Annotated in this window: 21 protein-coding genes, 2 tRNA genes and 1 pseudogene; 9 read left to right on the top strand and 15 right to left on the bottom strand. The window is 69.4% G+C overall.

Annotation, left to right across the window (positions count from 1 at the left end; translation table 11 throughout):
• Positions 1 to 9 precede the first annotated feature (9 nt).
• The 4 genes and pseudogenes from AC07FN_RS20775 to AC07FN_RS20760 all read left to right on the top strand — a co-directional run bounded on the left by AC07FN_RS20775 (position 10) and on the right by AC07FN_RS20760 (position 1,306).
• On the top strand, positions 10 to 777 hold the full coding sequence (locus tag AC07FN_RS20775; RefSeq protein ID WP_478397083.1) for a DUF3566 domain-containing protein: 768 nt from the start codon (positions 10 to 12) through the stop codon (positions 775 to 777).
• A gap of 116 nt (positions 778 to 893) precedes the next feature.
• Positions 894 to 967: transfer RNA gene (locus AC07FN_RS20770), tRNA-Ile, on the top strand.
• 62 nt (positions 968 to 1,029) lie between these two features.
• Positions 1,030 to 1,137: pseudogene (locus AC07FN_RS20765) on the top strand (DLW-39 family protein); the annotation flags it as partial.
• A 96-nt stretch (positions 1,138 to 1,233) separates the two neighbouring features.
• A tRNA-Ala gene (locus tag AC07FN_RS20760) sits at positions 1,234 to 1,306 on the top strand.
• Between the two features lie 378 nt (positions 1,307 to 1,684).
• Here AC07FN_RS20760 and AC07FN_RS20755 read toward each other — a convergent pair.
• Positions 1,685 to 1,903: a hypothetical protein gene (locus AC07FN_RS20755; RefSeq protein WP_478397082.1), complete on the bottom strand. Its 219-nt coding sequence runs from the start codon at positions 1,901 to 1,903 to the stop codon at positions 1,685 to 1,687.
• Positions 1,904 to 2,123: 220 nt separating this feature from the next.
• Between AC07FN_RS20755 and AC07FN_RS20750 the strand changes: the two genes are divergently transcribed.
• Positions 2,124 to 3,371: an MFS transporter gene (locus AC07FN_RS20750; RefSeq protein WP_478397081.1), complete on the top strand. Its 1,248-nt coding sequence runs from the start codon at positions 2,124 to 2,126 to the stop codon at positions 3,369 to 3,371.
• A gap of 12 nt (positions 3,372 to 3,383) precedes the next feature.
• Here AC07FN_RS20750 and AC07FN_RS20745 read toward each other — a convergent pair whose 3' ends face one another.
• The 4 genes from AC07FN_RS20745 to AC07FN_RS20730 form a co-directional block, all read right to left on the bottom strand.
• Positions 3,384 to 3,929 carry a Clp protease N-terminal domain-containing protein gene (locus tag AC07FN_RS20745; RefSeq protein ID WP_478397080.1) on the bottom strand — a complete coding sequence of 182 codons (546 nt, stop codon included), beginning with the start codon at positions 3,927 to 3,929 and terminating at the stop codon, positions 3,384 to 3,386.
• A 2-nt stretch (positions 3,930 to 3,931) separates the two neighbouring features.
• Positions 3,932 to 4,141, bottom strand: a complete 210-nt coding sequence (locus AC07FN_RS20740) for an HTH domain-containing protein (protein ID WP_478397079.1) — start codon at positions 4,139 to 4,141, stop codon at positions 3,932 to 3,934.
• 47 nt (positions 4,142 to 4,188) lie between these two features.
• Positions 4,189 to 4,683, bottom strand: a complete 495-nt coding sequence (locus tag AC07FN_RS20735) for an SRPBCC family protein (protein WP_452616137.1) — start codon at positions 4,681 to 4,683, stop codon at positions 4,189 to 4,191.
• Positions 4,684 to 4,786: 103 nt separating this feature from the next.
• Complete coding sequence (locus tag AC07FN_RS20730; protein WP_478397078.1) at positions 4,787 to 5,362, bottom strand: hypothetical protein; 576 nt, start codon at positions 5,360 to 5,362, stop codon at positions 4,787 to 4,789.
• Positions 5,363 to 5,502: 140 nt separating this feature from the next.
• Between AC07FN_RS20730 and AC07FN_RS20725 the strand changes: the two genes are divergently transcribed.
• Both AC07FN_RS20725 and AC07FN_RS20720 read left to right on the top strand, forming a co-directional pair.
• A complete protein-coding gene (locus AC07FN_RS20725; RefSeq protein WP_478397077.1) occupies positions 5,503 to 6,051 on the top strand; it encodes a peptidylprolyl isomerase in 549 nt (182 codons plus the stop codon).
• 195 nt (positions 6,052 to 6,246) lie between these two features.
• The gene (locus tag AC07FN_RS20720) at positions 6,247 to 7,173 is read left to right on the top strand and encodes a rhomboid family intramembrane serine protease (protein ID WP_478397076.1); all 927 of its coding nucleotides are present in this window, start codon (positions 6,247 to 6,249) and stop codon (positions 7,171 to 7,173) included.
• Positions 7,174 to 7,177: 4 nt separating this feature from the next.
• Here AC07FN_RS20720 and AC07FN_RS20715 read toward each other — a convergent pair whose 3' ends face one another.
• Positions 7,178 to 7,585, bottom strand: a complete 408-nt coding sequence (locus tag AC07FN_RS20715) for a PH domain-containing protein (protein ID WP_478397075.1) — start codon at positions 7,583 to 7,585, stop codon at positions 7,178 to 7,180.
• A 167-nt stretch (positions 7,586 to 7,752) separates the two neighbouring features.
• Positions 7,753 to 8,019, bottom strand: a complete 267-nt coding sequence (crgA, locus tag AC07FN_RS20710) for a cell division protein CrgA (protein WP_132479410.1) — start codon at positions 8,017 to 8,019, stop codon at positions 7,753 to 7,755.
• Positions 8,020 to 8,202: 183 nt separating this feature from the next.
• On the opposite strand from crgA, the gene AC07FN_RS20705 reads away from it, so the two are divergent.
• Together AC07FN_RS20705 and AC07FN_RS20700 are read left to right on the top strand one after the other, a co-directional pair.
• Positions 8,203 to 9,030, top strand: a complete 828-nt coding sequence (locus AC07FN_RS20705; protein WP_478397074.1) for a class E sortase — start codon at positions 8,203 to 8,205, stop codon at positions 9,028 to 9,030.
• A gap of 205 nt (positions 9,031 to 9,235) precedes the next feature.
• Positions 9,236 to 9,877, top strand: coding sequence for an aminodeoxychorismate/anthranilate synthase component II (locus tag AC07FN_RS20700; RefSeq protein ID WP_478397073.1), 642 nt, complete (start codon positions 9,236 to 9,238; stop codon positions 9,875 to 9,877).
• Between the two features lie 6 nt (positions 9,878 to 9,883).
• Here the strand turns inward: AC07FN_RS20700 and AC07FN_RS20695 are convergent, their stop codons facing one another.
• From AC07FN_RS20695 to AC07FN_RS20660, 8 genes are all read right to left on the bottom strand, one after another.
• Positions 9,884 to 10,084, bottom strand: a complete 201-nt coding sequence (locus AC07FN_RS20695) for a hypothetical protein (protein WP_478397072.1) — start codon at positions 10,082 to 10,084, stop codon at positions 9,884 to 9,886.
• A 46-nt stretch (positions 10,085 to 10,130) separates the two neighbouring features.
• Positions 10,131 to 12,086: a Stk1 family PASTA domain-containing Ser/Thr kinase gene (pknB, locus tag AC07FN_RS20690; RefSeq protein ID WP_478397071.1), complete on the bottom strand. Its 1,956-nt coding sequence runs from the start codon at positions 12,084 to 12,086 to the stop codon at positions 10,131 to 10,133.
• Positions 12,087 to 12,123: 37 nt separating this feature from the next.
• Positions 12,124 to 13,431, bottom strand: a complete 1,308-nt coding sequence (locus tag AC07FN_RS20685) for a protein kinase domain-containing protein (RefSeq protein WP_478397070.1) — start codon at positions 13,429 to 13,431, stop codon at positions 12,124 to 12,126.
• Positions 13,432 to 13,434: 3 nt separating this feature from the next.
• Entirely contained in the window at positions 13,435 to 14,889 is a 1,455-nt protein-coding gene (locus tag AC07FN_RS20680; protein ID WP_478397069.1) for a peptidoglycan D,D-transpeptidase FtsI family protein, read from the bottom strand.
• Complete coding sequence (locus AC07FN_RS20675) at positions 14,886 to 16,295, bottom strand: FtsW/RodA/SpoVE family cell cycle protein (RefSeq protein WP_478397068.1); 1,410 nt, start codon at positions 16,293 to 16,295, stop codon at positions 14,886 to 14,888. The genes AC07FN_RS20680 and AC07FN_RS20675 overlap by 4 nt, the downstream gene beginning before the upstream one ends.
• Positions 16,295 to 17,683 carry a PP2C family protein-serine/threonine phosphatase gene (locus AC07FN_RS20670; protein ID WP_478397067.1) on the bottom strand — a complete coding sequence of 463 codons (1,389 nt, stop codon included), beginning with the start codon at positions 17,681 to 17,683 and terminating at the stop codon, positions 16,295 to 16,297. Before AC07FN_RS20670 ends, AC07FN_RS20675 begins: the two co-directional genes overlap by 1 nt.
• Entirely contained in the window at positions 17,680 to 18,144 is a 465-nt protein-coding gene (locus tag AC07FN_RS20665) for an FHA domain-containing protein FhaB/FipA (RefSeq protein WP_132479402.1), read from the bottom strand. Before AC07FN_RS20665 ends, AC07FN_RS20670 begins: the two co-directional genes overlap by 4 nt.
• 45 nt (positions 18,145 to 18,189) lie before the next feature.
• On the bottom strand, positions 18,190 to 18,949 hold a 760-nt coding region (locus AC07FN_RS20660), incomplete at its 5' end, for an FHA domain-containing protein (RefSeq protein ID WP_478397066.1).

Below are 18,949 nucleotides of genomic sequence, written 5' to 3'. Positions count from 1 at the left end.
GGATCGCTCGTGACACCTTCCGAGAAGCCGGAGCAGGCTGATCCGCAGCAGGATGCGGACGGGGCTTCGGTCAGCACCCAGACAGCCGACGACAGCACCGGGGGCGAGGGCACCGAGTCCGGCTCGGCCGCCAAACCGGACGCCGAAGGCAACGGGGAGGCCCTGCACGGCACCGAGGCACCGCCACCGTGGCAACGCGCCTCGGCGACCGCGCCGGGCGAGGCCGGTACCCCGGTGGCGGCCACCGCCTCGGGGCCGGACGTCGCCGACACGCAGAGCATCCCGAAGCAGGTGCAGGACCAGGAAACGGTGCGCACCAAGGTGCCGCAGGCCGCGCGGACGACCGTGTCGTTCACCGGCGGCGCCACCGGTGCCGCCGGGGCCGCCCGCACCTCGGCGCGGCGGCCGAGCAGAGGCCCGCGGCGGGCCAGCCTGCAGGTGAAGCGGTTGGACCCGTGGTCGGTGCTGAAGCTCGCCCTGGTGCTCAGCGTCGCGCTGTTCTTCGTGTGGATGATCGCGGTCGCGGTGCTGTACGGCGTGCTCGACGGCATGGGCGTGTGGGACCAGCTCAACGGCACGTTCACCGAGCTGACCCAGCCCGACGACGCGGCCAGCGAGCCGCTGATCAGCGCCGGCCGGGTGTTCGGCGTCGCGTCCATCATCGGCGCGATCAACATCGTGCTGGTGACCGCGCTGGCGACGGTGGCCGCGTTCATCTACAACGTGGCGGCCGACTTCGCCGGCGGCGTCGAGGTCACCCTCTCCGAGCGGGAATGAGCCGCTGACGTGGCGATTCCGGTCCCCGACCGGGATCGCCACGTCCGGGGAGATCCCAACGGGGACCCCCCGTTTCGGGTGCCGGAAGGCGTCCTGTAGTGTTTGAAGCACACCAAGGGCCTATAGCTCAGGCGGTTAGAGCGCTTCGCTGATAACGAAGAGGTCGAAGGTTCAAGTCCTTCTAGGCCCACTGGAATTTTTCCCAGCTCCGAGAACTGCTCGGGCTGACGCCGTGCTAGGAGGCGACCGGAAGTGAAGAAGCTGCTCGCACTCGCCGCAGTTGCTGGAGTCGTGCTGTTCGTCATCCGGCGCAACCGGGCCGCCAAGGCTGAGGCCGACCTGTGGCGCGAAGCCACCGCCGAGGCCTGATCGCTTCTCCGGGCGCTTGAGCCGGCCGTTGAGCCGGCAGCCATCGCGCGTCACCGGTCAGCAGACCTGAGTGGGGCTGCGATAGCCGGGGACGTAGCTCAATTGGCAGAGCACCGCCTTTGCAAGGCGGGGGTTAGGGGTTCGATTCCCCTCGTCTCCACGCGTTAGTTCGGTGGAGTGTGCCCACGGAAAGCGTGGGCCTTTACTACCGCGTCATTATTTCGCGGGGGCCGAGCCCCCGCAGACCCCCACGGTGTGGGGGTCTTTTTTTGTCTGCTCCTCACCCTGAGAGCGTTCCCGGCCTGCTCACGGCCCAGCCTTTTCGTGGGTTTTCTCCAGCCTTCGGCTGTCGGCGTGCTCGGCGGCTTCTTACCGTTCGGGGCGTTCGGCTTTGTTCCGCCTCTGCTTGTGGGGTAGCGCCTGTTCGTCCTGTTGCGGGCTTTTGGTCAGCCTTCGGCTGTGTTTGGGTATTGGCAGCCTTCGGCTGTCCGTGCCTTTTCTGGTTGCTGGTCCGCCTTCGGCTGTGTTGTTCTTGTTGTCAGCCTTCGGCTGTGATGGCTTTTGCGGCCTTGGCTGTGACAGCTCGTGCTCGTGCCGGTTCCGTGTTGGTCGGCTTGGCTCTGGTTCGGCTGCTGGTGTCTCGGGCATTGGTGGCTTCGTCTTCTCCGGGGCTGCTCCCCGCCTCCGCCTCCGCCTCGGCGTCCGCCTTCGCCTTCGGCTTGTTCTTCCGCTTGGCTTGGTTGTCCTCTTTGGACATTTGGTTTCGTTGGTCTTGGTTTCGTTGCGGGTTTGGTCCTGGTTTCGTGGTGGTTTGGTTTTCGGGGTCGTTACCTGGGGATTCGTCATCCTTCCTGGTTCGGGGGCCGAGTGACGGTTTTGCTTCGATTCCGTCCAGTGGAAGTCCCTGTGATTGGTCGGGCCTCTGCGCCGGGGAGCATTCGCGCATTCCGGTTCTGCGACGGTGCAGTGGAGGTGGCATGTCGAGCCAGATCGATGCCGGGCGGGCCCGTTGGGTTCTGCCCCTGTGCTGGACCGCCGTGTTGCTGGACGGGTTCGACCTGGTCGTGCTCGGCAGCGTGTTGCCCGTGCTGCTGGACGCGAAGCAGTGGGGGCTCACCGCCGCGAGCGCTTCCGTCGTTTCCACCGTCGGCCTGGTGGGCATGACCATCGGCGCCCTGGCCATCGGCACCATCACCGACGTCGTCGGCCGGCGGAAGGCGCTGATCTTCTCCGTCGCCAGCTTCTCCGTGTTCACCGCGCTGTGCGCGCTCGCGCCTTCGGTCTTCGTCTTCGGGTTGCTGCGGTTCCTCGCCGGGCTCGGGCTCGGCGGGTGCCTGCCGACCGCGATCGCGCTGGTCACCGAGTACGCCCGCGCGGGCAAGGGCGGCAGCGCCACCACCACGATCATGACCGGCTACCACGTCGGCGCCGTGCTCACGGCGCTGCTCGGCATCGCCGTGCTGCCGAGCCTCGGGTGGCGCGCGATGTTCGTGATCGGGGCCGCGCCCGCGCTCGTGCTCGTTCCCCTGATGCTGCGCTACCTGCCGGAATCGGCTTCCTTCCTGCGCGCCGCCGCTCCGGAGCGCAAGCTCAGCGGCGGCGCCAGCGCGGTGGCCTCGCTGTTCCGCGGCGGTTTCACCCGCGCGACGCTCGCGTTCTGGGTCACCTCGTTCATGGGGTTGGTGCTGGTCTACGGGCTCAACACCTGGTTGCCGCAGATCATGAAGTCCGCCGGGTATCCGCTGGGCGCCGCGCTGGGACTGCTGCTGACCCTGAACATCGGGGCCGTGATCGGGCTGGTCGTCGCCGGGGCGGTGGCCGACCGGGTGGGGCTGCGGCTTTCGACGATCGGCTGGTTCGCGGCCTCGGCCGTGTTCCTCGCCGCGCTGAGCGTCAAGCTCCCCGGCATCGGCGTGTACGTGGCGGTGCTCATCGCGGGCTGCTTCGTGTTCAGCTCGCAGGTGCTTGTCTACGCCTACGTCGGGCGCGTGTACCCGGCGGAGGGCCGGGCGACCGGGCTCGGCTGGTCGGCGGGGATCGGGCGCATCGGGGCGATCTGCGGTCCGCTGCTCGGCGGCGCGATGCTCACGGCCGGCATCGCGTACCCGTGGGGCTTTTACGCATTCGCGGTGGTCGGCGTGCTGGGTGCGATCGGCGCTGCAGCGGTCGGCCGCCCCGCAACCGCGGAGGAGTTCGAGGCCGAGCTGACCCAGCAGGCGTCGTAGCGCTTTCCCGGTTCAGGCCGCGCTGCGCAGGGACGCGCGAACGCCTCGGTAGGTCATGCCGTGGCGTTCGAGCAGCTCTGCGGCGACTCCCTTGCCGAGCAGCAGCGCGAGCAAGAGGTGTTCGTCGCCGATGCGGCGGTCGCCGAGCTCGATGGCCTCGCGCAGCGTGGCTTCGAGCAGGCGCTTGCCTGCGGTGCTGAACGGGATGTGCGACTTGAAGAAGCGCCGCCGTCGGCTGGGCCGGCGGGAGAGGACGTCCGCGCCGAGGGAGCGCTCGATGCTGGCGACGACGTCGTGCACGTCGATGCCCAGTTCGCGGAGCGCTTCCGCATCGGACGTGCTCAGACCGCCGAGCCGGCGCGCCTGCTGGTAGGCCGTCGTGACGGCATCGCGCTGCACTTCGTGCGCGGCCAGCAGGCGCCCCGCCGCGGTGTTCGGGTCGTCGACGAGTGCGAGCAGCAGGTACTCGTCGGTGACTTCCGGGGCGCCGTGCTGCTCGGCCTCGTGCACCGCGCGGACCACCGCCTGCCGGGTGGTCGGGGCGAACTTCTCGAACATGATCAGGACCTCCCGTGTTTCTTGTGCACGGCTTGCCGGGAAACGCCGAGCTCCGCGGCGATCTCCTGCCACGACCAGCCCTGGTTGCGGGCGTTGCGGACCTGGACGGATTCCAGTTGTTCGAGCAGCTTCCGCAGCGCCGAAACGGCTCGCAGGCCGATCCGCGGATCGTGGCTGCTCGCCGCGGAGGCGAGTTCCGTCGCTTCTGCCATGCCGTCAACTTATGTTGACAATCGGGAGGTGTCAACGCTGGTTGACGTCAGCGCTGGACGGCGTCCCGGATCGCGTCGACGGTCTGCTGCATGGCCTGCTGCAGCCGCGATCGGCGGAACTCGTAGAAGGTGGCGGCCCGGTCGGCGGGCAGGCTCTCCTTGATCGACGCCAGCCGGCTGGGCGGCTGCTTCATCTGGAAGCGCTGGGTCAGGGTGCAGCCGTCGCCGTCGGGTTCGATCTCGAAGGACCACACCGAGTTGTCCGGCGTCGGCTGGTAGCTCCGCACCGCCCAGGCGAACCGGCGGCCGGGCTCGGCCGCGGTCACCTCGCACTCGGTCGTCCAGACGTCGTCGCGGTGCCGGTTGTGGCCCTTGAAGGTGGCGCCGGCGGTGCCCGGTTCGCCGGACGCCCACTCGCCACCGGTGCACTCCGGGCTCCACTCGCCCATCCGCGTGATGTCGCTGGCGACTCGGTAGACCGCGTCCGGCGTGGCGGACACGTGCGTGGAGGCGTGCAGGTCGTAACTGGTCGGTTCGCTCATGTCAGCATCGTGACCACCGGACCAGCCGGTCGGAACGTGACGTGCAACACGCCGAAAGGCGGGAGGCCGGGCCGAACCGGCCCGGCCTCCCGCGCGTGCGAGGTCAGTGGGATCGTTCCGGTGCGATGTGCGACTGGCCGTCGGTCTGCGCGGGCACGTCGGGGCGCTCCGCGCGGTGGCGGGCCGGGGTGTCCCGCTTGGGGAAACCGTCGTTGGCCTCCGCGATCGGCAACTCCTCCGGGCGGCGGGAGAACGCCACCGCCACCGCGGCGCCGAGGCCGCCCAGCACCAGCAGCACCCACGGCCACTTGCGCCGCCGCTTCGGCTTGCTCGGCTCGATGATCGCGGCCAGCTCCTTGCGGGCCGCGGTGGTGTTCTTGGCGAGCTGCCTGCGGGACTTCTCGGTCTTCTTCTCCCATTGCTTGCGCGCCTTGCGGCTGCGCTTGGCGAGCTCCTTGCGGGACATCCCGGTGGTCGCCTGGGCGATGCGCTCCTGCAACTCGTCGGCGGAGTAGCCGTGGTTGGCGAGCTCCTGCTCGGCGCGGGCGGCGGCCTGCTTGGACAGCGCCACCCCGACCTCACCGGCGCGTTTCGCGCCGTGGCGGGCGGACTTCAAGCCCGTCCCGACCGCCTTGCCCACGCTTTCGCCAGCTCGGGCCATCGCCTTCACCTCGTCCATCGTGTGCCTCCTCGGCCCGGCGTTCGCCGGTCGACTTACTCGGCCCACGCCCGCGGCGTGGGCACCGCCCGGCAGGCGGCGATCAGCCCCATATTGCACCCAGACACGGCGTTCGGCCTCTTCGATGGCAGGATGGTCTGGTGGCTGAAGACAACGGATCGCTCGTTGGGACGACGGTGACCGCGACCCTGCACACCTCGCAGGGCGACATCCGGATCAACCTGTTCCCCGACAAGGCGCCCAAGACAGTGGCCAATTTCGTGGGCCTGGCCGAAGGAACCAAGGAGTACACCGAACCCAACGCCAAGGGTGAGCGCTCCGGGCCGTTCTACGACGGGGTGATTTTCCACCGCGTCATCTCCGGCTTCATGATCCAGACCGGGGACCCGACCGGCACCGGCCGCGGTGGCCCGGGCTACCAGTTCGGCGACGAGTTCCACCCCGAGCTGCAGTTCACCAAGCCCTACCTGCTGGCGATGGCGAACGCCGGGCCGAACACCAACGGCTCGCAGTTCTTCATCACCGTCGGCGCCACGGACTGGCTGAACTACAAGCACTCCATCTTCGGTGAGGTCGCCGACCAGGACTCGCGCAACGTCGTCGACGCGATCGGCAACACCGCGACCGGCCGGCTGGACCGCCCGGTCAACGACATCGTCATCGAGAAGGTCTCGATCGACCGCGGCTGAAACCCGGCCTACTAGGCTTGCTTTAGGGAGCGGCGTCAGCCGCTCGCGGCGTGAGGCTCGGCTTGCGCCGTCGCGGGTCCTCGGGCGTCGTCCACCCAGTCGGGGCTGTCCCCGGCGAGACGATGCCCGAGGTTCCGCTGCCCGCGCCGCCGCCAGGGCCATTCGAAGCGGTCTCGACCGGAGAGCAGGTCTGACGTGACTGTTCCGCCCGGATCTCTGCCCGGATCGGACGGGGCTCCGCCGCAGCTGCCGACCTGCGTCCGGCACCCCGACCGCCCCACCGGGCTGCGCTGCACCCGGTGCGAGCGGCCGTCGTGCCCGGAATGCCTGCGCGATGCCGCCGTCGGCCAGCAGTGCGTCGACTGCGTTGCGCAGGGGCAGCGCGGCATGCGGCAGCCGGTGACGGTGGCCGGTGCCCGGCTGCCCGCGAAGCCGATCCTGGTGCCGGTGCTGATCGCGATCAACGTGGCGGTCTTCGCGCTCACCGCGGTGCAGGCCGGCAGCATCCCCGGCAACTCCACCGCCGCGCTGTTCACCGACTTCGCGCTGTGGCCGATCCTGGTCGCGGGCGGGCAGTGGTGGCGCCTGATCACCGCCGGGTTCCTGCACATCGGGCTGCTCCACCTGGCGATGAACATGATCGCGCTGTGGGTGATCGGCCGGGACCTGGAGCTCCTGCTGGGGCGGGTGCGGTTCGGCGCCGTCTACCTGCTGTCGCTGCTCGGCGGCAGCACCGCGGTGTTCCTACTCGGCGACGAGCTGCAGCCGGTGGCCGGCGCGTCCGGCGCGGTGTACGGCCTGATGGGCGGCATCGCGATCGCCGCGCTGCGGCTGAAGGTCAGCCTGCGGCCGGTGCTGGTGGTGATCGCGCTCAACATCGTGGCCAGCGTGGTGATCCCGGGCATCTCCCTGCTGGGCCACATCGGCGGGCTCGTCATCGGCGTGATCGCGACCGCCGCGCTGGTCTACGCCCCGCGCGAGCGGCAGGTGCTGGTCCAGGCGGGTGCGCTGGCGGCGCTGCTGGTGGTGCTGATCGCGATGCTGGTGACGCGCGACCTGCAGTTCGGCAACGTCGTGTGCTTCGGCTCCGGCGAGGAAACCCGCTGCGGCCTGGGCAGCTGACGGATCAGCGGCGCAGGCCGCGGAGCTCGTCCTCGACATCTTGCGGGTCGGCGCCCAGGTCGAGCCTGGTCAGCACGATCAGCTGCGGGTCTGCGTCGAGCTCTAGGGTCCGCACCGTGCGGCCGAGGCGGCGGTCCTGCCGGACCCGGATCGTCACCGCGGCCCAGGCCCAGTGCCGTCGGCCCAGCAACGTCCGCACGGTGACGCCCTCGACGTCCGCGCGCAGTCGCGGTCGGCAGATGCTGCCGTGCGCGGAGACGGCGGCCAAGGCCAGCACTAGCACGCCGATGAACAGCCGGTCGACCGGCTGTTCGGCGAGGAGCCACCACAGCGCCGCGGCCGCGGCGAGCGCCCAGCCGCAGGAGACCAGTCCGATCGGCGTCGACCACTGTCGGGAACCGCTCGCATCCACCGTTATCCACCCGCTACCGATGAGTTATCCACAGGAGTTATCCCCACTGGGGATGAGTTACACCTGTGTTGTTCGCTGACCGAACGTCAAGAGGTCGACGAGATGAGTGAGGTCCGAAGGGATTGACCCCTTCGGACCTCGACCACATTCAGCTAACGTGCTACAGGTCAGCGCCAGCGCATCGTCATCAACAGGCCGATGATCATGAACGCGAAACCGACGGCGAAGTTCCACCCGCCCAGGTCGACCATGAACGGGATCTTGTCGCCGGCGATGTAGTTGACCACCAGCCAGAGCAGGCCGATCACCATCATCCCCAACATCACGATGACGTAGATCGGGTGCGACGGGCCGACCGCCTTCGCCTTCACCGGCGTGCGGCGATCGGTCACCGGGGTGGGGGAGTCCTTCTTGCGGACCTTGGACTTCGGCATGGTGTCCTCGCCAGGTGGTGCGGCATCGTGCGCCGCGTGCTCGGGCGGTCACCGCACCCCGGGCTGCGGCGCCCGAGGGCGCGCGCAACTTCTCGCGATGCGGCTCGTTTTCCAGCTACCACGTTAACGTAATCACAGCGTTGATCTACCCCGTGGTCCAAGCCGTGACCGGAGAGGAACACCGTGGCTTCTTCGGAGCTGATGGTGGCACCACCGCCGGAGAGCCGGCCCGCTCGGCTGCGCACGGCGCTGCACGTCCTGGGAGAACTGCTGATCACCGCGGGGCTGGTGTTGCTGCTGTTCGTCTTCTACGCGGTGTACGTCACGGACTGGTTCACCGCGCAGAAGCAGGCCGAGGCCACCGATCAGCTGAAGGTCCAGTGGCAGCACCCGCCGCCGGCGGCGGAGCCGCCCGCACCGGTCGCCGGCGCCGGGTTCGCGCAGTTGCACATCCCGGCCTTCGGCCCGGACTTCCGTTTCGCCGTGCTCGAGGGCACCGACGCGAAGACGCTGGCCGCCGGGCCTGGGCACTACGTCGGCACGGCGTGGCCCGGCGAGCAGGGCAACTTCGCCGTCGCCGGGCACCGGATCGGCAAGGGCGCGCCGTTCAACGACCTCGACCAGCTGAGCTCCTGCGACGCGCTGGTCGTCGAGACCGCGACGCACTGGTACGTCTACCGCGTGCTCCCGATGACCGCCGAGGTCGCGGGCTGGAACGGGCGCGCGGCGGACCCGAAGTGCGCGGGCGTGGCGCCCATCGGCGGGCCGTACGAGCAGGTGGTCGGCCGGAGCATCGTCCTCCCGGAGCAGGGTGAGGTGATCTTCCCGGTGCCCGGGCAGCCGCCGGAGCTGCTGCCGCGCGACCAGCAGACCCGGCTGATCACCCTCACCACCTGCCACCCGGAGTTCTCCGCCGCGCAGCGGCTGATCGTGCACGGCGTGCTGGTCAAGCAGTACCCCAAGGACCCGGCGCATCCCGGGCTGCGGCCGGCCGAGCTGGAGGAACGCTGATGTACGCGTGGATCTGGCGGCGCCTGCCGGGCGGCACCGCAGCGGGTTCTCAGGGGTCTTCTCGAGAGGACAACCCCCGATGTGGTGAATTGGTCATTCATGATGTCGGGGATCCCACAGCGAGAAGCCGCCTGAGTTCGGCTACCTGCGCCGCGATGCAAGGCGAGTCTGGAAACGGCTTTTACCCTCCGCGTACTCTGGCGGGGTGCGCGTACTCGTCGTCGACAATTACGACAGCTTCGTCTACAACCTCGTGCAGTACCTCGCTCAGTTGGGCGCGGACTGCGTCGTGCGCCGCAACGATGTCGTCACCGACGACGACGTTGCCGCCGCCGACGGCGTCCTGCTCAGCCCGGGTCCGGGGACGCCGGATCGCGCCGGGCGCACGATGGAGCTGATCGAGCGCTGCGCCGCCGAGCGCAAGCCGGTGTTCGGCGTGTGCCTCGGGCATCAGGCCGTCGGCGCCGTGTGGGGCGGGGTCGTCGAGCGGGCGCCGGAGCTGCTGCACGGCAAGGTCAGCGAGATCCACCACTCCGGGACCGGCGTGTTCGCCGGGCTGGCGGAGCCGTTCATCGCGACCCGGTACCACTCGCTGATCGTCCGCGCGGACACCATCCCGGACGACTTCGAGATCACCGCCAAGACCGCGACCGGCATCGTGATGGGCATGCGGCACCGGGAACTCCCGGTGGAGAGCGTCCAGTTCCACCCCGAGTCGGTGCTCACCGACGGCGGCCACCGGATGCTGGCGAACTGGATGGCCTCGGCCGGTCACCAGGTGGACGGGCACCTGGTCGACGAGCTCGAACAAGGCATGCGCCAGGTCGCCGCCGCCGCGCGGCGCTGACCGCCGTCACCCGATGCCCGCGGCCTCCAGGCGCAGACCCAGCTGGGCTTCGTCGAGTCCCAGCTCGGCAGCGGTCCGCCCCAGGTGCGAATCGTTGGCGCCCAGCCGGCTGAGGAGATGACCTCGACGAACCTGGTTCTCCGAGAGCCGGAACGTCTTGAGGTACGCGGTCAGCGGATTTTCCAGTCCTGAAAGGCGGAAGGGCACCTGCGCCCGGTCGTGCCGGTGGCAGGTGCCCTTCGCGTCGAAGCGGTCAGCCGAACGGTGGGAAGAGCCCGCCGTCGGCAGGTGTGCTGGTGGTCGGACTCGAGGTGTAGTCGCCCACGTACAGCGTCACCGGCTGGTCCTTGCCCACCTTCTGCCCGGCGGACGGCGACGAGCCGACCACCTTGCCGTCCATGTTCTTGTCCGTGGTCGACTGGTCGGACTCGATGATGCTGCCGTTCCAGCCGCGTTCCCGCAGGGCCTGCTCGGCTTGGCTGGGCGTCATGCCGACCAGCGACGGGATGCTGATCTGCCCGCCGTTGGACACCACCAGGACGATCTCGCTGTTCGGCTTCGCCTTGCTGCCGCCCGACGGCGACTGCTCCAGCACGGTGCCCGCGGGCTGGTCGGAGTCGCGGTCCTGCTTGCTGACCTTGAACCCGGCGCCGACCAGGTAGGCCTTCGCCGTGTCGAAGGGCTGGCCGACCACGTTCCGGACGTCGACCATCCTGGGTGCCTCGCCGATCACGACGGAGATCGTGGTGCCCTGGGTGACGGTCTCGCCCCGCTTGCTCCAGTCCATGACCTTGCCGACCTGCTTGGAGTCGTCCGTCTCGCGGTACTCCGGCGTCAGCCCCAGCTTCAGCCCGGCCTCTTCCAACTTCTTCTGGGCGTCGTCGATGTTCAGGCCGGTCAGGTCCGGCACCTGCACGCTCCCCGGCCCGGTTCCGGCGCAGAGCCTGATCGACTGGGTCTCTTTGACGATCGGCGTCCCCGGCTGCGGGTTCTGCTCGACGATCTTGTCCTTGTCGTCGACGCTGGACGGGGCCAGGCACCAGTTGACGCGCCACTGCTCGGATTCGGCCTTGACTCGCGCTGCCGCCTGGGTCATGGAGGTGAAGTTCGGCACCGCCTCCGTCTTCGGCTCCGAGGTGAACACCCACGTCGCCAGCCAGGCCGCGAGCGCGAACACGAGCACGCAGGCCGCCGTGACCAGCGCGATCATCCGGTGCTTCCGGCGCTTGCGGTCGGCTTCGACGTCGACCTCTTCCGGCTCCCGCTCCACCGACCGGTGGCGGCCCGGTGCCAGCAGTTCGGTCGCCGAGGTCTGCGTGAGCATCGCCGTGCGCTCGTCCTCGGACATGATCATCGGCGCCTTCGGGCGCTGCCCGGAGAGCACCCGCACCAGGTCGGCCCGCATCTCGGCGGCCGACTGGTAGCGGTTCGCCGGGTTCTTGCTCAACGCCTTGAGCACCACGGCGTCCAGCGAGGCCGGCGTCGTCGGGTTGACGTCGGAGGGCTTGCGCGGCTCCTCACGGACGTGCTGGTAGGCCACCGCGACCGGCGAGTCACCGGTGAACGGCGGCTCCCCGGTGAGCAGCTCGAACAGCACGCAGCCGGAGGCGTAGACGTCGCTTCGCGCGTCCACCGCCTCGCCGCGGGCCTGCTCCGGCGACAGGTACTGCGCGGTTCCTATCACCGCGGCGGTCTGCGTCACCGCGGCCTGCCCGTCGGCCAGCGCACGGGCGATGCCGAAGTCCATCACCTTCACGGCGCCGCCGCGGGTGATCATGATGTTGGCGGGCTTGACGTCCCGGTGCACGATGCCGTGGCGATGGCTGAAGTCCAGCGCGGCCGACGCGTCCGCCATGACCTCCATGGCCCGGCGCGGCGACAGCGGGCCCTCGGTCTTGACGATGTCGCGCAGCGTCCGGCCGTCGACGTACTCCATCACGATGTACGGCAGCGGCCCGCTCTCGGACTCGGTCTCGCCGGTGTCGTAGACGGCCACGATCGCCGGGTGGTTCAGCGCGGCCGCGTTCTGCGCCTCGCGGCGGAACCGCAGCTGGAACGTGGGGTCGCGGGCGAGGTCGGCGCGGAGGATCTTCACCGCCACGTCGCGGCTCAGCCGGGTGTCGCGGCCGCGGTGCACCTCGGACATACCGCCGTAGCCGAGAGTCTCACCGAGCTCGTAGCGGTTGGACAGAAGTCGAGGTGAACTCATCGAAGCGTCGTTCCGATCCTTGTCAACGATCGTCCCATCATGCCGATTCGCCCGATCCGATCGGTACCGGCTGGGCGACCAGCGGTGTTCCCCCGAGTTCCGTGTCCGGCCACCCCGCCGGTGCCGCCCCGATCCCGGGCGCGAGCCGTAGCGAAGTCTGGCCCAAAGCAGCTGCCGAATCCAGGTTGTGCGTTGTCACAGTGCCGGATTCGACCAATCCCTCGTTGAAGTTGACCACCCAGTACGTGGCCACCCCGACGGCGACCAGCAAGGCTATCGCGAGCACCGCCACCAGCAGCCAGACGATGATCTTGTTCGTGCGCGGTGCCGCCGCCTGCGGAGGCGGCAGTTGCGGGGCCGGCGCCTGCGGCGGGATCAACCCCGGTGGGTACGTGTTGCCCATCGGCGGCAGCTGCGCGGGCATCTGGTGGACGCCCGTGTTCGGCACGGCGACGTTGAGCTGCTGCCGCTGCTGCGGCACCACCAGTGAGGACGGCGTGGGAAGCGGCCGGCCCGCGCGCACCGCGGCGACGGCGTTGGCGAACTCGCCGCCGTCGGCGTATCGCCGCCGCGGGTCCTTCGCCAGCGTCGCCTCGATCAGCGCCCGCACACCCGGCGGCACGTCCGGCGGCAGCGGCGGCGCGATCTCGCGGATGTGCATCATCGCGACCGTCACCGCGTTGTCGGACAGGAACGGGCGGTGACCCATCAGGCACTCGTAGCCGACCACGGCCAGCGAGTACACGTCGCTGGACGGCGTCGCGTCGTCGCCGAGCGCCTGCTCCGGCGCGATGTAGTGCGCGGTGCCCATCACCATTCCCGAGCGGGTCACCGGTGCCGCGTCGGCCGCCTTCGCGATGCCGAAGTCGGTCAGCTTCACCTTGCCCTCGGGCGTGATCAGGATGTTGCCCGGCTTGACGTCCCGGTGCACCAGGCCGCGTTCGTGCGCGGCCTGCAGCGCCCGCCCCGCCTGCTCCAGCATGTCCAGCGTGTGGTCGGTGTTGATCCGGCGCTCGCGGGCCAGGATCGCGGCCAGCGGCTCGCCCTCGACCAGCTCCATCACCAGGTACGCGGTGTCCTCCGGCCCGTCCGGGATCGCGGCGGTCTCACCGTAGTCGTGCACCGCGGCGATCCCCGGGTGGTTCAGCGACGCGGTGGTGCGGGCCTCGGTGCGGAAGCGGTGCAGGAACTCGGCGTCGCCGCACAGCTCCGCCTTGAGCACCTTGATGGCGACGGTCCGGTCCAGCCGGACGTCCACCGCCTGCCACACCTCGCCCATTCCGCCGACGGCGATCCGCTGGCCTAGCCGGTACCGGTCGGCGAGTAACTGGCCGGTGGTCAGCACGGGTCAGCCACCCCCCTGCAGACCGGCCCGGATGACCGCGCGGCCGATCGGGGCGGCGATGGAGCCACCCGTGGCCTCGGTGCCCTCGTCGCCGCCGTTCTCGACGATCACCGCGACGGCGATGGTCGGGTTCTCCGCCGGGGCGAACGCGACGTACCAGCCGTGCGGCTGGTCCTTGGCGTCGCCGTGCTGGGCGGTACCGGTCTTCGAGGCGATCTCGACGCCGGAGATCTTGCCCTCGCCCTTGGTGTTCTTCTCCGACTGGATCATCATGTCGCGCAGCATCGCGGCGACCTGCGGGGAGACGGCCTCGCTCATCTCCTCCGGCCGGAGGGTGTCCAGCTCCGACATGTCCGGCGCTCGGGTCGCCTTCACCAGCTGCGGCTGCATCAGCTTGCCGCCGTTGGCGATCGCGGCGACCATCATCGCGTTCTGCATCGGCGTGACGCGGACGTCGCGCTGGCCGATGCCGCTCTGGTACAGCGAGGCCGCGTCGGCCATCGGGCCGAGGTCCGACTTGGCGACGGTCATCGGGATCTGCAGGTCCTGGCCGAAGCCGAACGCGGCGGCGGTCTTGCGCATCTTGTCCGGTCCGAGCTCACCGGCGATCTTGGCGAACGCCGTGTTGCAGGAGTGCGCCAGCGCCTGGGTCAGGGTGTTGCCCGCGCACTGCTTGCCGCCGTAGTTCGGCAGCTGCGTGCTGGTCTGGGGCAGCGTGATCGACGCGGCGTCCTCCACCCGGCTGTTCGGGTTGTACCCGTTCTCCAGCGCGGCGGCCGTGGTGATCAGCTTGAACGTCGAACCGGGCGGGTAGATCTCGGATACCGACCGGTTCGCCATCGGCCGTTCCTTGTCGGCGTCCAGCTTGTTCCACTCCGCGGCGACGGCGTTGTTGTCCGCCGAGGCCAGCGGGTTCGGGTCGTAGGACGGCGCGTTGACCATCGACAGGATCTCGCCGGTCGACGGGTTCAGCGCCACCACCGAGCCCTGGAAGCCCTTCTTGGTCAGCTGGTCGTAGGCGACCTGCTGCATCGCCGGGTTGATGGTCAGCTCAACGCTGCCGCCGCGCGGCTCGCGCCCGGTGATCATGTCGGACAGCCGGTCGAACGCCATGCTGTCGTCCGTGCCGTTGAGGATCTTGTCCTCAGCGCGCTCGATGCCGTTGGAGCCGTAGTAGAACGAGTAGAACCCGGTCACCGGCGCGTACAGCGGCCCGTTCGGGTAGTTGCGCAGGAACTTGAAGCGGTCGTGCTCGTTGGGGACCGAACTGGCCAGCGACTGGCCGCCGGCGGTGATCTGCCCGCGCTCCCGGGCGTACTCCTCGTACAGCGTCCGCTTGTTGAGCGCGTGGTCACGCAGCTCGTCGGCCTGGATGACCTGCACGTACGTCGCGTTGCCCATCAGCAGCACGACCATCACCATCATCGCCAGCGCCACCCGGCGCAGCGGCTTGTTCATCGGGGACGCTCCACCAACTCGGTATGTGCCTCCGCGATCGGGGCCTGCTTGGCCTTCGGCTTCGCGGGTGCCTGCGGGCGACGCGCGGCGTCGGAGACCCGGAGGAGCAGCGCGATCAGCATGTAGTTCGCCAGCATCGACGAACCGCCTGAGGCGAGGAACGGCGCGGTGAGACCGGTCATCGGGATGAGCCCGGTGGAACCTCCGGTGACCACGAACAGCTGCAGCGCCACGGTGAACGACAGACCGCCGGCGAACAGCTTGCCGAACGAGTCGCGCACCGCCAGCGCGCTGCGCAGCCCGCGCATCATCAGCAGCAGGTACAGCATCAGCAGCGCCATCAGCCCGGTCAGGCCGAGCTCCTCGGCCAGCGACGGGATGATGAAGTCGCTGAACGACAGCGGGGTCAGGTTCGGCATGCCCGAGCCCAGCCCGGAGCCGCCGATCCCGCCGTTGGCCATGCCGAAAAGAGCGGAACGCAGCTGGTCGTTCGCCGCCCCCTCGGCCAGCGGGTCCAGCCAGGTGTTCACCCGGGCTTGGACGTGGTCGAACAGGTTGAAGGCGATGATGCAGCCGAGCGCGAACATCGACAGGCCCAGGAAGACCCACACCGCGCGCTCGGTGGCGATGTAGATCATCACCAGCACGATGCCGAAGAACAGCAGGGACGTGCCCAGGTCCTTCTCCAGCACGACGATGCCGATGGACAGCAGCCACGCCGCGATCACCGGGGCCAGGTCCCGCGGGCGCGGCCAGTCCACGCCGAGGAACCGCTTGCCGGCCGTGGTGAACAGCTCCCGCTTCGACACCAGGAACGAAGCGAAGAACACCAGCAGCAGGAGCTTGGCGAACTCGTTCGGCTGGATGGACACGAAGCCGAGGTTGATCCACAGCTTCGCGCCGTTGGCCTCGGAGATGCTCGACGGCAGCAGGCCGGGCAGCGCCAGCAGCGCCAGCCCGACGAAACCGCACGTGTAGCCGTACTGCGCCAGCGTCCGGTGGTCCTTGACGAACACCAGCACCAGGATGAACAGCACCACGCCCGCCGTGGTGAACACGATCTGCTTGGGCGTGTACGGGGCGCCGACCACCGGTGCCAGGTCGAGCCGGTGCAGCATCACCAGGCCCATCCCGTTGATCAGCGACACCAGCGGCAAGATCAGCGGGTCGGCGTACGGCGCCCAGCGGCGCACGCCGAAGTGCGCAGCGCCGTAGAGCGCGAGGAACGCGAACCCGTAGTAGAAGAGCTCCCGGGAGATCGTCTGCTCCTGCGCGAGTTCCACGAGGATCAGCGCGAAGGTGACGATCACCGCCGAGCAAACCAGCATGAACAGCTCGGTGCCCCGCCGAGTATCGACTCGGGGGGCCCCGCTGGCAGCTCCGGTCGTAGCGGCCGGTTGTGCCATCAACTCACCATCCGGCAGGTCACGCCCGGTTTCTGCTCCTCCGTCTGCAGCGGGGTGGCGTCCGGAGTGGACTCGGGCGGCGGCTGGGGCTGGCCTGGCGGCACCTGAGGTTGCTGAGGCTGCTGCGGCTGCTGCGACGTCGGGGGTTCCGGTTGCTGGCATTCCGGCAGCAGCGCCGTCATCCGGAGCCGCCGCATCGCGTCACGGGCCTCCTGCAGCCCGTTGACCTCGGTGATGCCGTTGCGGACGTCCGGCCGCTGGGCCTCCTGCAGGTCGGTCACCTTGATCGGCGTGCAGTCCTGCGCCGAGTCCACCGGGCAGGAGGTCTCGACCTGCCAGTTCAGCGAAACGCCGAGCATGCTGCCCTGCACGCCTTGGTAGATCACCACCTCGTCGGCGCGGTTCGCACCGATGTAGTACTGGTTGAGCACCCACCAACGCCCGACCAGTGCGATTGCGGCCAACACGATGAGCACGCCGCACGTCACCAACAGCGAACGCAGCCAGCGACGCTTGCGCGGCCGCTCCGCCGGAGGTGAGGTGGGCTCGAAACGCTGCGGCTGCGGCCGCGGCATGGTCACCGCGGATGCGCGCGCCGCCGACGAATCGGGTTGCGGATGCTCATCGCCATTTCCCGCCGCGCCCCCGACGATCGGGGCGTCGTCGCCGAACTCGACGTCGACGACGTCGGCGATGATCACGGTCACGTTGTCCGGACCACCGCCCTTGAGGGCGAGCTCGATCATCCGGTCCGCGCATTGCTGCGGGTCCGGGATGCGCAGCGCCTCCGCCATCGTCTCGGTGCTCACCGGCCCGGTCAGGCCGTCCGAGCAGAGCAGGTAGCGGTCGCCGGCGCGGGCTTCCCGGATCGCCAGGCTCGGTTCCACCTCGTGGCCGGTCAACGCGTGCAGCAGCAGCGAGCGCTGCGGGTGGTTGGCGGCCTCCTCCTCGGTGATCCGGCCTTCGTCGATCAGCGACTGCACGAAGGTGTCGTCGTGGGTTATCTGGGTCAGCTCGCCGCCGCGGACCAGATAGGCCCGGGAGTCGCCGATGTGCACCAAGCCCAGCTTGCTGCCTGCGAACAGCACAGCGGTGAGCGTGGTGCCCATCCCCTCCAGGTCCGGGTCGTTGGCCACCAGCTCGGCGATCGCACCGTTGCCGGCCAGCACCGCACCGCGGAGCTGCCCGAGCAGGTCGTCGCTGGGCTCGTCGTCGTCCAACGGCGCCAACGCCGCGATGACGACCTTGCTGGCGACCTCACCGGCGGCATGTCCACCCATGCCGTCCGCGAGGGCGAGTAGTCGTGGGCCGGCATAGACCGAGTCCTGGTTGTTGGAGCGCACCAGGCCGCGGTCGCTGCGGGCTGCGTAGTGAAGGACGAGGGTCATGAGCGCAGCTCGATCACCGTCTTGCCGATTCTGATCGGAACGCCGAGCGGGACCTTGGTCGGCCCCGTGACCTTCGCCCGATCGAGGTATGTGCCGTTAGTGGAGCCTAGATCCTCCACGTACCAATCGGAGCCTCGAAGCGACAATCTCGCGTGTCGTGTCGACGCGTAGTCGTCGTCGAGGACCAACGTGGAGTCGTCGGCGCGGCCGATCAGGATCGGCCGGCCGTCCAGGGAGATGCGGGTGCCGGCCAGAGCGCCGTGCGTCACCACCATCTGGCGGGGCGCCTTGCTCTTGCCCCGGGCCTGCTTGCCCGGGAGCCGACTCGCACCTGGAATCGGGACCCGCATCCCGGACGCCGAGTAGAGATCCGAGCGAACCACGCGAAGCGCAGCCAGCACGAACAACCAGAGCAGGGCGAGAAACCCTGCTCTGGTCAGCTGAATCACCAGCTCTGGCACTTGTTGTGAACGCTCCTACTCGTGTCCGGACGCGGTTTTCCGCGCTCAGGCCTGCTGAGCCCGGAAGACCAGGGACGAGTGGCCCACCCTGATCACGTCGCCGTCTGCCAACTGCCAAGTCTGCACCGGCGTGCCGTTCACCGTGGTGCCATTCGTCGAACCGAGATCGGCCAACATCGCGCTCTGGCCGTCCCAGGTGATCTCGATGTGCTTGCGCGACACACCGGTGTCCGGCAGGCGGAACTGGCCCTCCTGGCCCCGGCCGATGATGTTCGAGCCGTGCTGCAGCGTGTACGAGCGGTTCGAACCGTCGTCGAGGTGCAGCGTCGCGGTCATCTGCCCGCGCGGGCCGCCCGCGGCGAAACCGCCGCTCTGCGGGAAGGCGCCACCGGGCTGCTGGCCGTAGCCGCCCTGGTCCGGGAAGCCGCCGGACTGCGGGTACGCCCCACCCGGCTGCTGGCCGTAGCCCTGGTCGAAACCTGGCTGGCCGTAGCCCTGGTCGTAGCCCTGCTGCGGCTGCTGGCCGTAACCCTGGTCGTAGCCCTGAGGCTGCTGACCGTAGCCCTGGTCGTAGCCGCCGGGCTGGCCGTAGCCCTGGTCGTAACCCTGCTGCGGCTGCTGGCCGTAGCCGCCCTGGTCGTAACCGGGCTGCTGCGGCTGCTGGCCGTAACCCTGGTCATAACCGGGCTGCTGCGGCTGCTGGCCATAGCCCTGGTCGTAGCCCTGAGGCTGCTGACCGTAGCCCTGGTCGTAGCCGCCGGGCTGGCCGTAGCCCTGGTCGTAACCCTGCTGCGGCTGCTGGCCG

Source organism: Saccharopolyspora sp. NPDC045941 (genome assembly GCF_056431445.1).
The sequence above is the reverse complement of the archived record's forward strand: the minus strand, read 5'-3'. Positions and strand labels throughout refer to the sequence as shown.

Excerpts from the sequence above, each read along its gene's own strand:
- AC07FN_RS20755 (WP_478397082.1), bottom strand. The coding sequence starts at position 1,903 with ATGTCCAAAGAGGACAACCAAGCCAAGCGGAAGAACAAGCCGAAGGCG.
- AC07FN_RS20750 (WP_478397081.1), top strand. The coding sequence starts at position 2,124 with ATGTCGAGCCAGATCGATGCCGGGCGGGCCCGTTGGGTTCTGCCCCTG.
- AC07FN_RS20745 (WP_478397080.1), bottom strand. The coding sequence starts at position 3,929 with ATGTTCGAGAAGTTCGCCCCGACCACCCGGCAGGCGGTGGTCCGCGCG.
- AC07FN_RS20740 (WP_478397079.1), bottom strand. The coding sequence starts at position 4,141 with ATGGCAGAAGCGACGGAACTCGCCTCCGCGGCGAGCAGCCACGATCCG.
- AC07FN_RS20735 (WP_452616137.1), bottom strand. The coding sequence starts at position 4,683 with ATGAGCGAACCGACCAGTTACGACCTGCACGCCTCCACGCACGTGTCC.
- AC07FN_RS20730 (WP_478397078.1), bottom strand. The coding sequence starts at position 5,362 with ATGGACGAGGTGAAGGCGATGGCCCGAGCTGGCGAAAGCGTGGGCAAG.
- crgA (WP_132479410.1), bottom strand. The coding sequence starts at position 8,019 with ATGCCGAAGTCCAAGGTCCGCAAGAAGGACTCCCCCACCCCGGTGACC.
- pknB (WP_478397071.1), bottom strand. The coding sequence starts at position 12,086 with ATGAGTTCACCTCGACTTCTGTCCAACCGCTACGAGCTCGGTGAGACT.
- AC07FN_RS20680 (WP_478397069.1), bottom strand. The coding sequence starts at position 14,889 with ATGAACAAGCCGCTGCGCCGGGTGGCGCTGGCGATGATGGTGATGGTC.
- AC07FN_RS20675 (WP_478397068.1), bottom strand. The coding sequence starts at position 16,295 with ATGGCACAACCGGCCGCTACGACCGGAGCTGCCAGCGGGGCCCCCCGA.
- AC07FN_RS20670 (WP_478397067.1), bottom strand. The coding sequence starts at position 17,683 with ATGACCCTCGTCCTTCACTACGCAGCCCGCAGCGACCGCGGCCTGGTG.